General features: G+C 73.7%; 10 protein-coding genes. 7 read left to right on the top strand and 3 right to left on the bottom strand.

What is annotated here, in order from left to right; genetic code table 11:
* Positions 1-115: 115 nt before the first annotated feature.
* The 4 genes from ACO0M4_RS40075 (at position 116) to ACO0M4_RS40060 (ending at position 5,247) form a co-directional block, all read left to right on the top strand.
* The gene (locus ACO0M4_RS40075) at positions 116-2,413 is read left to right on the top strand and encodes an RNA degradosome polyphosphate kinase (RefSeq protein WP_430376208.1); all 2,298 of its coding nucleotides are present in this window, start codon (positions 116-118) and stop codon (positions 2,411-2,413) included.
* Positions 2,414-2,579: 166 nt separating this feature from the next.
* Positions 2,580-3,788: a CHAD domain-containing protein gene (locus tag ACO0M4_RS40070; RefSeq protein WP_430376207.1), complete on the top strand. Its 1,209-nt coding sequence runs from the start codon at positions 2,580-2,582 to the stop codon at positions 3,786-3,788.
* Positions 3,789-3,822: 34 nt separating this feature from the next.
* On the top strand, positions 3,823-4,323 hold the full coding sequence (locus ACO0M4_RS40065; protein ID WP_430376206.1) for an NUDIX hydrolase: 501 nt from the start codon (positions 3,823-3,825) through the stop codon (positions 4,321-4,323).
* Positions 4,324-4,371: 48 nt separating this feature from the next.
* Positions 4,372-5,247: a helix-turn-helix transcriptional regulator gene (locus ACO0M4_RS40060; RefSeq protein WP_430376205.1), complete on the top strand. Its 876-nt coding sequence runs from the start codon at positions 4,372-4,374 to the stop codon at positions 5,245-5,247.
* Positions 5,248-5,317: 70 nt separating this feature from the next.
* On the opposite strand, the gene ACO0M4_RS40055 is transcribed toward ACO0M4_RS40060, so the two are convergent.
* Entirely contained in the window at positions 5,318-6,169 is an 852-nt protein-coding gene (locus tag ACO0M4_RS40055; protein WP_430376204.1) for a class I SAM-dependent methyltransferase, read from the bottom strand.
* A gap of 196 nt (positions 6,170-6,365) precedes the next feature.
* Between ACO0M4_RS40055 and mshA the strand changes: the two genes are divergently transcribed.
* Together mshA and ACO0M4_RS40045 are read left to right on the top strand one after the other, a co-directional pair.
* A complete protein-coding gene (gene mshA, locus ACO0M4_RS40050; protein ID WP_430376203.1) occupies positions 6,366-7,766 on the top strand; it encodes a D-inositol-3-phosphate glycosyltransferase in 1,401 nt (466 codons plus the stop codon).
* Positions 7,759-8,292 carry a YbjN domain-containing protein gene (locus tag ACO0M4_RS40045; protein WP_430376202.1) on the top strand — a complete coding sequence of 178 codons (534 nt, stop codon included), beginning with the start codon at positions 7,759-7,761 and terminating at the stop codon, positions 8,290-8,292. Before mshA ends, ACO0M4_RS40045 begins: the two co-directional genes overlap by 8 nt.
* A gap of 16 nt (positions 8,293-8,308) precedes the next feature.
* Here ACO0M4_RS40045 and ACO0M4_RS40040 read toward each other — a convergent pair whose 3' ends face one another.
* Positions 8,309-9,655, bottom strand: coding sequence for an alpha/beta hydrolase family protein (locus ACO0M4_RS40040; protein ID WP_430376201.1), 1,347 nt, complete (start codon positions 9,653-9,655; stop codon positions 8,309-8,311).
* 279 nt (positions 9,656-9,934) lie between these two features.
* Entirely contained in the window at positions 9,935-11,338 is a 1,404-nt protein-coding gene (locus ACO0M4_RS40035; RefSeq protein ID WP_430376200.1) for an MDR family MFS transporter, read from the bottom strand.
* Between the two features lie 200 nt (positions 11,339-11,538).
* Here ACO0M4_RS40035 and ACO0M4_RS40030 point away from each other — a divergent pair, with 200 nt between their 5' ends.
* Positions 11,539-12,300 (top strand): phosphoglyceromutase, encoded by a 762-nt coding sequence (locus ACO0M4_RS40030; protein WP_430376199.1) that lies wholly within the window; start codon positions 11,539-11,541, stop codon positions 12,298-12,300.
* Positions 12,301-12,315 lie beyond the last annotated feature (15 nt).

Here is a 12,315-nt window from a genome sequence, read left to right as displayed (position 1 = left end):
TTGCAAGCATCACTGAATGCAGCCCGCTGTGCCGAACGTCCCGAACCCGCGGCTCGAAGTCGTGCCGCCGCCTTCTGGCGCGCCTGGAAGTGCCCGAGCGCGGAAGAATAAGGACATGAACCAGCAGCGCGGTGCTCAGGCCCCGGCCCAGCCCGAGATGCCGTCCCAGGAATCGCCGAGGGGGGCAGACTCCTCGGTGCAGCAGCCCTCGGTGCAGCCGTCGGTGGGCTCGATCGCTGCGCACCGCCCGAACGCGGTCCGACGTGCCCTTTCCGGGCTGGAGCCCGACCTCGACGCCGATCCGGATGCCTACGAGGACCGCGGCGTCCCGGGTGCGAACGGTGAGGAACTGCCCAGCGGGCGCTTCCTGGACCGGGAGCGCAGCTGGCTGGCGTTCAACGAGCGAGTGCTGGAGCTGGCCGAGGATCCGGCCACCCCGCTCCTCGAACGGGCGAACTTCCTTGCGATTTTCGCCAGCAACCTGGACGAGTTCTTCATGGTCCGGGTCGCCGGCCTCAAGCGGCGGATCGCGACCGGAGTCGCCACCCGCTCCGCCTCCGGGCTCCAGCCCCGGGAGGTGCTGGACCAGATCTGGACCCGGTCCCGGGAGCTGATGGCGCGGCACGCCGCCTGCTTCCAGCAGGACATCGCACCGGAACTCGCTGACCAGGGCATTCACCTGATCCGCTGGCCCGATCTGACCGAGAAGGAGCAAGCCCGGCTGTTCACGCTGTTCCGGCAGCAGATCTTCCCGGTGCTCACGCCGCTGGCGGTCGACCCGGCGCACCCCTTCCCGTACATCTCCGGGCTGTCGCTGAATCTGGCCGTGGTCGTCCGCAATCCGGTCAGCGGGCACGATCACTTTGCGCGAGTGAAGGTTCCGCCGTTGCTCTCGCGCTTCCTGGAGGCGTCGCCGCAGCGGTACGTGCCCATCGAGGACGTGATCGCCGCCCACCTGGAGGAGCTGTTCCCGGGGATGGAGGTGCGGGCGCACCACATGTTCCGGGTGACCCGCAACGAGGACCTGGAGGTGGAGGAGGACGACGCCGAGAACCTCCTCCAGGCCCTGGAGAAGGAGCTGATGCGGCGGCGCTTCGGGCCGCCCGTCCGCCTGGAGGTCGAGGAGTCCATCGACCCGGCCGTCCTGGACCTGCTGGTCCAGGAGCTGAAGGTCTCCGAGGCCGAGGTCTACCCGCTGCCCGGCCCGCTCGACCTGACCGGACTGTTCGGCATCGGGGCGCTGGACCGGCCGGAGCTGAAGTACCCCAAGTTCGTGGCGGGCACCCACCGCGACCTGGCGGAGGTGGAGTCGGCGTCCGCGCCCGACGTCTTCGCCGCGCTGCGCGCCCGCGACGTGCTGCTGCACCACCCCTACGACTCGTTCTCCACCTCCGCGCAGGCGTTCCTGGAGCAGGCCGCGGCCGACCCGAACGTGCTCGCCATCAAGCAGACCCTCTACCGCACCTCCGACCACTCCCCGATCGTGGACGCCCTGATAGACGCCGCCGAGTCCGGCAAGCAGGTGCTGGTCCTCGTGGAGATCAAGGCGCGCTTCGACGAGCAGGCCAACATCAAGTGGGCACGGAAACTGGAGGAGTCCGGCTGCCACGTCGTCTACGGCCTGGTCGGGCTGAAGACGCACTGCAAGCTGTCCCTTGTGGTCCGCCAGGAGGGCGAGACCCTGCGCCGGTACTCCCACGTGGGGACCGGCAACTACCACCCCAAGACGGCCAGGTTGTACGAGGACCTGGGGCTGCTGACCGCGGACCCCCAGGTAGGAGCCGACCTCTCCGACCTCTTCAACCGGCTCAGCGGCTACTCCCGGCGGGAGACCTACCGCCGACTGCTGGTGGCGCCCACCTCGCTGCGCGACGGGCTGATCCAGCGGATCAACAAGGAGGCCGCGCACCACCGGGCGGGCCGTCCCGCCTACGTCCGCATCAAGGTCAACTCGATGGTCGACGAGGCGGTCATCGACGCGCTCTACCGGGCCTCGCAGGCCGGGGTGCCCGTCGAAGTCTGGGTGCGCGGCATCTGTGCGCTGCGCCCCGGGGTCGCCGGGCTGAGCGAGAACATCCGGGTCCGCAGCATCCTCGGCCGCTTCCTGGAGCACTCCCGGGTCTTCGCCTTCGGCAACGGCGGCGAGCCCGAGGTGTGGTTGGGCAGCGCCGACATGATGCACCGCAACCTCGACCGGCGGATCGAGGCACTGGTGCGGGTCGCCGACCCGGCCCACCGGGCGGCCCTGAACCGGCTGCTGGAAACCGGGACGTCGGACTCGACCTCGTCCTGGCACCTGGGCCCGGACGGCAACTGGACCCGGCACGCGGTGGACGCGGACGGCACTCCGCTGCGGAACGTACAGGAAATGCTCATCGACGCCCGGAGGCGCCGGCGTGGCCCAGCGACATGACCAGCCGGCCGGGGGGCCGTGGCCCGGTCTCCTCGGTACCGGCACGGGGACCAGTAACGGAATCGGAAGCGGAATCGGATACGAGCCCGGCCGGACGCCGGGGGCCCGTGCGGCGGTAGTGGACGGGCCGGGGGACGGTGTGTACGGGGACAGGGCGTACGGGGAGATGCTGAGGCACGGGGCGGACGACGGTCCGTACGGGGCGGCGGGCGGCAATTACGCCACGACGGGCGGGAACTACCGGGGGGAAGGCGGGAGCCACGCCGCCGGGGTGCCGTACGGGCCCGATGACGACCCCGGAGCCGGGCCCGGGCTCGCCGGGCGGACGGCCGAGGAGGTGCTGGCCGGCTACCTGCACCGGCACGCCGCGGAATTCCTGCGCAGTCTGCGGCTCCACCGGGAGGCCGGCCCGGACGCGGCGGGCGCCGACGAGGCGGCCCGGCAACTGCGCCGCGCTGCCCGCCGGATCAGCGCCACCCTGCACACCTTCCGACCGCTGACCGAAGAGCTCTGGGCCGATCAACTCCGCGCCGAACTGGGATGGTTGAGCGGCACGCTGGCCCGTGAGCAGGCGTGCACGGCGCGCCGCGACCGGCTCATGGGGGCGTTGCAGCGGCTCACCGGGCGCGCCGAACGGATCGAACGGCCGGCGGAGCGGGGCGGACGGGGGAGCCGGAGCGCCCGGGACGGCCGCCCGGCCGCGTCCGGCAGCGCCGCCACGGCCACCGTCCCGGCCGCCGCCACCGAACCGGACCGGGAGAGCGCGCTCGCCGCCGGGGCCGCCCGGGCCGGGGCACTGCTCGACCGGCAACTCACCCTGGCCCGTACGCGGGCCCACTCCGCGGCCCTCCAGGCGCTCGGCTCGTCCCGCTTCCACGCGGTCGCGGACGCGGTCGCGGTGCTCGCCTCGGAGGCGCCGCTGGCCCGCCGGGCCGGTGAGGTGTCCGCCGCGGAGGCCCTGCCACCGCTCGCCGAGCAGGCACACCGGCGGCTCGCCGAGGCGGTCGCCACCCTGCCGCTGGCCCGCGCCGGCCACCCGTACAACGCCGCCGCGCTCGCCGCCGACCACCACCAGGACGCGCCCTGGCACCAGGTGCGGTTGCTGGTCCGGCTGAGCAACTACGCCCAGGAGGTGGTCGCCCCCGAGACGATCGACCCCCGGCTGACCGAGTCCGGCCGGGCCCTGGAGCACCACCGCGACGCCGCCGAGGCCGCCGGCGCGGCCGCCACCGCGGCCCGTACCCCGCGGATCGCGCCGGCCACCGCGTACGCGCTGGGCGTGCTCCACGCCGCCCAGCGCCACGAGGTCGAGGCGGCGCGGTATGCCTTCGGCCTGGTGTGGCTGCCCGGCCCGACCGTCGAGCGCACCGCCTGAGCGGGCCGGAAACCGGAACCGGAAGAGGGGACCGATGGGCAGGACGGCGGGCCATAAGGGAGGCGGAGCGGCCGGCGCGCGGACACCGGTGGCCGGGCCGATCCGGGCGGCGGGCTGTGTGCTGTGGCGCCGGGCGCCGGGGGGTGACGGGATCGTGCTGGCCCTGGTGCACCGGCCGAAGTGGGACGACTGGTCGTACCCCAAGGGCAAGCTGAAGCCGCGGGAGGACCCGCTGCGGGGCGCGCTGCGCGAGGTGCTGGAGGAGACCGGGGCGACCTGTGCGCCCGGCCCGGAACTCCCCACCGTCCGCTATCGGGTCGGCGGCCGCCCCAAGGAGGTCCGGTACTGGGCGGCCGAGGCCACCGGCGGCGGGTTCATCCCCAACAACGAGGTGGACCGCCTGCTGTGGGTGCCGCCGGACGTGGCCCGTGACGTGCTCACCCAGGACCGCGACAAGGACCTGGTGGCGGCCCTGCTGGCGGCGCTGCACGTGCCGGGTGAGGCACCGGGTGAGGCGCCGGGCGGGAACGGCTGAGCGGCGCCGCGGCGTAAGCCCTCGCGCCGACCGGCGCATACTGGAGTGATGCTGCACGGGGAAATCGAGATCAGCGCCTTCCTCAAGGCGCGCCGTGCCGAGCTCGACCCGGCCGAGGTAGGTCTGCCCGACGGGTTCGGCCGGCGCCGGGTGCGCGGGCTGCGGCGCGAGGAGGTCGCCCAGCTCGCCGGGATCAGCGTGGACTACTACATCCGGATCGAGCAGGGCCGGGCGCCCGCCGTCTCCGACTCCGTCCTGGACGCCATCGCGCGGGCGCTGCGACTCTCGGACGGCGAAGTGACGTATCTGCGGAACGTCGCGATGCCGCGCCGCCGCCCCGCCGACGGGGCCGCCGGCTGCGTGCCCGGACCGGCACAGACCGTGCGGCCGGAGATCCAGCAGCTGCTGGCGGCCATGGACCGCACGGTCGCCGCCGTCGTACTGGGCCGCGGCCTGGACATCCTGGCGTGGAACGAATCCGGCGGCCGGCTCTCCTTCGACCTGGCGAGCCTGGACCCCGACCGGCGGAACACCGCACTGCTGGTCTTCCTCGAACCGGCCGCCCGGGAGCGGTACCCGGACTGGGACAACAAGGCCGAGGAGGTCGTCGGCAATCTGCGCGCCGACAGCGGCCGGTACCCGGACGATCCGCGGATCTGCGAAGTGGTGAGCGAACTCCTCGACCGCAGCCCGGAGTTCCGCCGGATGTGGGCGGCACAAGGGGTGTACGAGTGCCTGCGCGGCACCAAGCGGATCCGGCACCCGGAGGCCGGGGAGCTGACCGTCACCTTCGAGAGCTTCCGGCTGGGCGCGGACCCGGACCAGGTGCTGGTGACGTACACCGCGTCGCCCGGGTCGGAGTCCGAGGCCCGGCTGCGCGGCCTGGCGGCCGGCACGGAGGTCCCGGTGGGGAGCGCGTCCTAGGGCCTGCCCGGTGGGTCATGGCCGGGTCGGCGGCGGTGACTGTGGCGTGCCCTCCGGCCGGCCGCACCGGTCAGCCGCCGCGCGGGGCCAACGCCTCCCACCGCACCGTGATCTCGCCCTGGCGCCGCCGGCGGGGGTCCCCGGCCAGCGGCCAGTCCGTCGCCAGGGAGGCGACCGCGGCGCGCCACCGCTGCCGGGCGCCGAGCGCGCCGAGCGGCGCGGCGCTCGCCCAGGCGCGGTCGAAGTCGCGCAGGAAGGCGTGCACCGGCTCGCCCGGCACATTGCGGTGGATCAGCGCCTTGGGGAGACGTTCGGCCAGGTCGGAGGGGGTGTCGAGGGAGCCGAGCCGGGTGGCGAAGGTGACCGTGCGGGGACCCTCGGGGCCCAGCGAGACCCAGACGTGGCGCCGCCCGATCTCGTCGCAGGTGCCCTCGACCAGGAGCCCGTCGGGCGCCAGCCGGGCGCACAGCCGCGCCCAGACCGCGGCGACCTCGTCCTCGTCGTACTGGCGCAGCACGTTCGCGGCCCGGATGAGGACCGGGGCGCGGCCGGGCCCGCCGGGCAGCGGCACCTCGAAGCCGCCGTGGACGAAGTCCAGCCCGGCGCGGGCGTACGGCAGGGCGGCGGTGACCCGGGCCGGGTCGATCTCGATGCCGACGACCTGGGCGTCCGGCCGGACCGTACGCAACCTCCCGAGCAGCTCCAGCGCGGTCCAAGGGGCGGCGCCGTAGCCTAGGTCGACCGCGACCGGATCGGCGGTGCGGCGCAGTTCCGCGCCGTGCTCGGCGGCGATCCAGCGGTCCATGCGGCGCAGCCGGTTGGGGTTGGTGGTGCCGCGGGTGGCGTTTCCGACCGGCCGGGACGGCGCGGGGGCCGGTACGGCGGCGGTGCGGGAGGCGGAAACGGGGGAGCGGCGGGCCATGCAACGAGGGTATGGGGTCGCGGCGGGACGGCCGGCCAGGTGCCCTGACCAGGGCCGCGTCCCGATCCGCAGTCACGCTTTGGCAAAGTACGAAGAAAGTTCGAAGACGACGGGCCGGACGGAAATGGATGGTGGTCCGGCGTTGTTGCAGGGGGGCGAAGGCGCGCCACCCGCCTCGTCTAGGAGGTAGCTCGCAGTGAGCCAATATGTGTCCAGGCTCCGCAGCCGTCCCCACAGCCAGTTCGCGGGCCCGTCGCGACTGCGCCTGCCCGGAGGGGCCCGGCGCCCCCGCCGAGTGGCGATGCTCAGCGTGCACACCTCCCCGCTCCACCAACCGGGCACCGGCGACGCCGGCGGGATGAACGTCTACATCGTCGAGCTGGCCCGGAAGCTCGCCGCGCACGGCATCGAGGTGGAGATCTTCACCCGGGCCACCACCGCGGCCCTGCCGCCCGCCGTCGAGCTGGCGCCCGGCGTGCTGGTCCGGCACGTCGACGCGGGCCCGTACGAGGGGCTGGCCAAGGAGGAGCTGCCGGCCCAGCTGTGCGCCTTCACGCACGGCGTGATGCAGGCATGGGCGGGCCACCGCCCCGGCTACTACGACCTGGTGCACTCCCACTACTGGCTCTCCGGCCACGTCGGCTGGTTGGCCGCGGACCGCTGGCGGGTCCCCCTCGTGCACGCCATGCACACCATGGCGAAGGTCAAGAACGCCGCGCTGGCCGTCGGCGACGCCCCCGAGCCGCCCGCCCGGGTGATCGGCGAGACCCAGATCGTCGAGGCCGCCGACCGCCTGATAGCCAACACCGCCGAGGAGGCGGCCGAGCTGGTCCGGCACTACGACGCCGATCCCGGCAAGGTCGCGGTGGTCCACCCCGGCGTCAACCTCGACCGCTTCCGGCCACTGGTGGACGGCGGCGTCGGCGGCGTCGGTGACGTCGGTGACGTCGCGGCCAGCCGGGCCGCCGCCCGGGCCCGCCTCGGGCTGCCGCAGGACGCGGTCATCCCGCTCTTCGCCGGCCGCATACAGCCGCTGAAGGCCCCCGACATCCTGCTGCGCGCCGCCGCGGTCCTGGTCGACGAGGACCCCTCGCTGCGTTCCCGGCTGGTGGTCCCGGTGGTCGGCGGGCCCAGCGGCAGCGGCTTGGCCAAGCCCGAGGGCCTGCAGAAGCTGGCGGCCCGGCTGGGCATCGCCGATCTGGTGCGGTTCCGTCCGCCGGTCGGCCAGGAGCAGCTCGCCGACTGGTACCGCGCCGCGTCCGTGCTGGTCATGCCCTCGTACAGCGAATCGTTCGGGCTGGTGGCGATCGAGGCCCAGGCGTGCGGCACCCCGGTGGTGGCGGCCGCGGTCGGCGGGTTGCCGGTGGCGGTGCGGGACGGCGTCAGCGGCTTCCTGGTCGCCGGCCACGACCCGGCGGAGTACGCCCGGGCGCTGCGCCGCTTCCTCGATGACCCGTCGCTGGCCGCCCGGATGGGCAGCGCCGCGGCCCGGCACGCCCAGTCCTTCGGCTGGGACACCGCCGCCGCCGCGACCGCCGACGTCTACACCGCCGCGATGCAGGAGCGCCGCCGTCACCTACGATCGCTGCATGGGTGAGGAACGGGAGCCCTCCGCGGGCCAGCGGCAGATGACGGATGCGGGTGCGGTGATCGAGCGCACCCTCAAGGACGCCGACCTGGAGTGGGATTCGCCCGCCGCGGGCACCTACGTGGTCAAGCTGCCCGGCACCCGCAAGCTCGCCACGACCTGTTCGCTGATCGTGGGCCGCCACTCGCTCTCCCTCAACGCCTTCGTCGTCCGCCGGCCGGACGAGAACCACGAGGCGGTCCACCGCTGGCTCCTCGAACGCAACACCCGCCTCTACGGCGTCAGTTACGCGATCGACCAGCTCGGCGACATCTACCTCGTCGGCAAGTTCCCGCTGGCCGCCGTCACCCCCGCCGAGCTCGACCGGATCCTCGGCACCGTCCTGGAGAACGCCGACGGCAGCTTCAACACCCTCTTGGAGATGGGCTTCGCCTCGGCGATCCGCAAGGAGTACGCCTGGCGGGTGGCGCGCGGCGAGTCCACCCGCAATCTGGCGGCCTTCGAGCGGCTGACGCGGGGCGACGCGGAGGGGTAGCCGCCCCGCCGGCGGTTCACGGCACGAACCGCACCTCCGGGTAGCGGGCGGACGGCCCGTCCAGCAGCGCGCCGTCCCCGCCGCGCAGCCACCGGTCGAAGAACGCGGTGACGTACGCGCGCTCGGCGGCGATCGCGCGCTCCGGCCGGACCGCCCCGATCATCTCCGTCACGTCCTTGTGCGGCAGCCCCAACTGCCGGCCAATCTGCGGAATCAGTGCTTCCGCATCGGTGTAGCTGGCGTGCCGGCCGCCGCGCAGTGTCAGGTCCCGCAGCCAGGTCCCGCGCGCCGCACTGTGTCGCCACACCGCGCCCCAGGACGCGACCGAGTGGTGATCGTCCCCGGCCATGCCCATCAGCAGCAGCGGCCGGTCCACCCCGTCCCGCCCCGCGGTGGACGGATGTGACGGATCGTCATCGCGCTGGGTGTAGCCCATCACCCCGTCCATGTTCACCGCCGCCTTGATCCGCCGGTCGTCGTGCATCGTCTGCACGGCGGTGAACCCGCCCGCCGACTGCCCGAACATCCCCACCGCGTCCAGGTCCAGCACCCCGCGCAGCCCCGGCGGCAGCACCGACCCGCGCCCGGTCCTGGCCAGCTCGTCGAGGACGAACCGGGTGTCGGCCACCCGTACCGCGCTGACCTTCTCCAGTAGTTCGGTGATCCGGCCGGCCCGCTGCGCCTTCGCCAGCTCCGCGCGCAGCACGCTGTGCGCGACCCGGCCGTCCGGGAACTGCACCGCGGGCGCCTCGTAGGTGTGGTCGACGGTCACCACGACATAGCCGCGGGAGGCTAGTTCGTCGCAGAGCGTGCTGCCGAGCGAACGGGGGTCGCCGGCGCCGGGGGAGTAGAGGACCACCGGCAGCCGGTGCCCACGCGGCCGGGCCACCGGGGCGCCCTGGTGGGCGTGGGTGAGGGTGGCACCCCAGGGCACCTGCCCGGCCGGCACGTGGTCGGAGAAGGAGTTCAACGCGTCGAACGCGGCCGCCTCGTCCTTCGTCAGCTGCGGCGCCCGCGGGAACCGCCCGGCGTCCCGCGTGGCCGGGTACCGGACGCTCACCATCAACTCCCGGTGCGACCGCCCCGCGACCCAGGGGTCGCTTCGTTGACGGTCCGTCAGGTGAAGGGTGGCGGTGCCGACGGGATACCGCCCGGTGGGCGCCGGCAGGGCCAGCGGCTGCGCAGTGACCGCGGCCCGCGCGGCCCCGCCCCCGGGCGCCTTCCCCGGCGCCGCCGCTCCTTCCGCCCCGGGCCCGGTCGCCACCGCGACGGCCACCGCGACCGCCACCAGCGCCCCGGCGCCCGCGGCCCTCCCCCACACCGGAACGGCGCGGAGGGACCCCCCTCGCAACCTGCTGCCCATCGCTTCTCCCCGTGCACTCGATCCCCGGGCGCGATGCGCGCCCGACGCGCGGTTCACCGCCCGTGTGCAGCAGAATCCCGTCCCCGGCCGCCCCGATCGACCGTGCCGCCACCCGTCTTCGGGGTGTGGCCACCACGAAGACCCGACGCCGGGCCCCGCCGCCCCGCCGCGCCGCTCGCGGCCGCCCCGGCGGGCTGGCCCCGGCAGCCGCTACGAGGCCCGGCGGGCCCCGCCGCCGGCCCGGTGGATCAGGATCGGATGCGTCCTGGCCGGGCCGGGCTAGGAGTTCGACGGGATGTCGGCCCGCCCGGTCCCGACGCGCTCGTCCCCAGCGCCTCGGTCCGTGACACCGGCCGCCACGGCATCTGCGTCCGCGGCGCCGGCCGTAACGGCACCCGTGTTCGCGGCACCGGCACCGGCCGCCCGCCCCGGCAGATTGCGCAGCAGCAGCCCGTATCCCAGCGCGGCCACCGTGCCGACGACCGCGCAGCCGGCCCAGAGCACGTCGGCGCCGTAGTGGTCGATGACCGTGCCGCCCAGCAGCGGGGCGGTCAGCGAGGCGACGGACCAGGACAGTGAGTACATGCCCTGGTAGCGGCCGCGCCCGTGGAGCGGCGAGAGGCGGACCACCAGGCCCATCTGGGTGGGCGAGTTGATGATCTCGCCGAGGGTCCAGACGGCGACCGCGACCGCGTACATGGCCACCGAGCCGGCCAGCGCCGTCAGTCCGAATCCGTAGCCGGCGAGCAGCGCCGAACCGATGAGCAACATCGCCGGGCTGCGATGCTCGATGAAGCGGGTGACCGGGATCTGCAACAACACGATCAGCACCCCGTTCACCGCGATGACCAGCCCGAAGTCGGAGCTGGAGAAGCCCGCCTGACCCATCGACACCGGCATCGAGACGTACGCCTGCTGGAACAGCAGCGCCAGGAGGAGGTTCAGCCCGACGACGGTCATGAAACGGCCGTCGCGCAGCACGGTCAGCATCGAGACGCGCTCGGCGCCGGCGGCCGACGCCCCGGTGGACGCCGGTGCGCCCGCGGCCCCGCCCACCTCCGGGCGGGACTCCGGCAGCTTGCAGAAGACCACCAGCGCGCAGGCCAGCACGAGGGTGGCCTCGCCCAGGAAGAGGGCCAGGTAGCCGTGTTTGGCGATCAGTCCGGCGGCGGTGGAGGAGACCGCGAAACCGAGGTTGATCGCCCAGTAGTTGAGGGAGAACGCGCGGACCCGGTCCTCCGGGGCGACGATGTCCGCCATCATCGCCTGCACCGCGGGCCGGGAGGCGTTGGACGCCATGCCGACCAGGCCAGCCACCACGGCGATCGCCACCGGATCGGTCATGAACCCCAGCAGCGCCACCGAAGCCGCCGTGGCCACCTGCGCGACCAGCATCGTCGGCCGCCGCCCGAGCCGGTCGGCGAGCACCCCGGCGCCCACCGACGAGATCACCCCACCCAGCCCGTACAGCGCGCCGACCAGCCCCGCGTACGAGGCCGAGTAGCCGCGCTCGACGGTGAGGTAGAGCGCCAAGAACGTGGCGACGAACGAACCCAGCCGGTTGACCAGCGTGCTGGTCCAGAGCCACCAGAACTGCCGGGGCAGGCCGGAGACGCTCTCCACGGCGGCCCGCCGGACCCGGGACAGACCCCGGGGCCGAGGCTCGATGATGGGCGCGGACATGACATTTCCCCCTGGTGCGATGGCCTTCTGGAGGCGATGCGGTAAGTGGCGCAGTCGCCATGCGCACACTACAAACCGGACGGTCAGTCAGCCACTCAATTGACCGGAAGCGTCAAACGTCACCGGGCCCCCGCCCCCCTGTCCGCGCAGGTGACAGCCGCGCGCCGGCCCACCCTCCGGCGTCGATTACGCTCGACCGCATGGCCACCGCACCGTACAAGCTGATCCTGCTCCGCCACGGCGAGAGTGAGTGGAACGCGAAGAACCTGTTCACCGGCTGGGTGGACGTCAACCTCAACGAGAAGGGTGAGAAGGAGGCGGTCCGCGGCGGAGAGCTGCTCAAGGAGGCCGGCCTGCTCCCCGACGTCGTGCACACCTCCCTCCAGAAGCGCGCCATCCGCACCGCGCAGATGGCCCTGGAGTCCGCCGACCGGCACTGGATTCCGGTCCACCGCAGCTGGCGGCTGAACGAGCGCCACTACGGCGCGCTGCAGGGCAAGGACAAGGCGCAGACCCTGGCCGAGTTCGGCGAGGAGCAGTTCATGCTCTGGCGCCGCTCGTACGACACCCCGCCGCCCCCGCTGGCGGACGGCACCGAGTTCTCCCAGTCGGACGACCCGCGCTACGCGTCGATCCCGCCGGAGCTCCGCCCGAAGACGGAGTGCCTCAAGGACGTCGTCACCCGCATGCTGCCGTACTGGTACGACGGCATCGTCCCGGACCTGCTCGCCGGCCGCACGGTGCTGGTCGCCGCCCACGGCAACAGCCTCCGCGCCCTGGTCAAGCACCTCGACCAGGTCTCCGACGCCGACATCGCCGGCCTGAACATCCCCACCGGCATCCCGCTCGCCTACGAGCTCGACGCCGACTTCCGCCCGCTCACCCCCGGCGGCACCTACCTCGACCCGGAGGCCGCCAAGGCCGCCATCGAGGCCGTGAAGAACCAGGGCAAGAAGAAGTAAGCCCTCGCCTGCTCA

The sequence above is a fragment of the Streptomyces sp. RGM 3693 genome (genome assembly GCF_050471125.1).
Lineage (GTDB): Bacteria > Actinomycetota > Actinomycetes > Streptomycetales > Streptomycetaceae > Streptomyces.
Note: the sequence above shows the minus strand (reverse complement) of the source record. Positions and strands in the feature narration are given on the sequence as shown.

Coding starts and splice junctions, on each gene's coding strand:
- ACO0M4_RS40065 (WP_430376206.1), top strand. CDS start 3,823: ATGGGCAGGACGGCGGGCCATAAGGGAGGCGGAGCGGCCGGCGCGCGG.
- ACO0M4_RS40070 (WP_430376207.1), top strand. CDS start 2,580: ATGCTGAGGCACGGGGCGGACGACGGTCCGTACGGGGCGGCGGGCGGC.
- ACO0M4_RS40045 (WP_430376202.1), top strand. CDS start 7,759: ATGGGTGAGGAACGGGAGCCCTCCGCGGGCCAGCGGCAGATGACGGAT.
- ACO0M4_RS40060 (WP_430376205.1), top strand. CDS start 4,372: ATGCTGCACGGGGAAATCGAGATCAGCGCCTTCCTCAAGGCGCGCCGT.
- ACO0M4_RS40030 (WP_430376199.1), top strand. CDS start 11,539: ATGGCCACCGCACCGTACAAGCTGATCCTGCTCCGCCACGGCGAGAGT.
- ACO0M4_RS40040 (WP_430376201.1), bottom strand. CDS start 9,655: ATGGGCAGCAGGTTGCGAGGGGGGTCCCTCCGCGCCGTTCCGGTGTGG.
- ACO0M4_RS40075 (WP_430376208.1), top strand. CDS start 116: ATGAACCAGCAGCGCGGTGCTCAGGCCCCGGCCCAGCCCGAGATGCCG.
- ACO0M4_RS40055 (WP_430376204.1), bottom strand. CDS start 6,169: ATGGCCCGCCGCTCCCCCGTTTCCGCCTCCCGCACCGCCGCCGTACCG.
- ACO0M4_RS40035 (WP_430376200.1), bottom strand. CDS start 11,338: ATGTCCGCGCCCATCATCGAGCCTCGGCCCCGGGGTCTGTCCCGGGTC.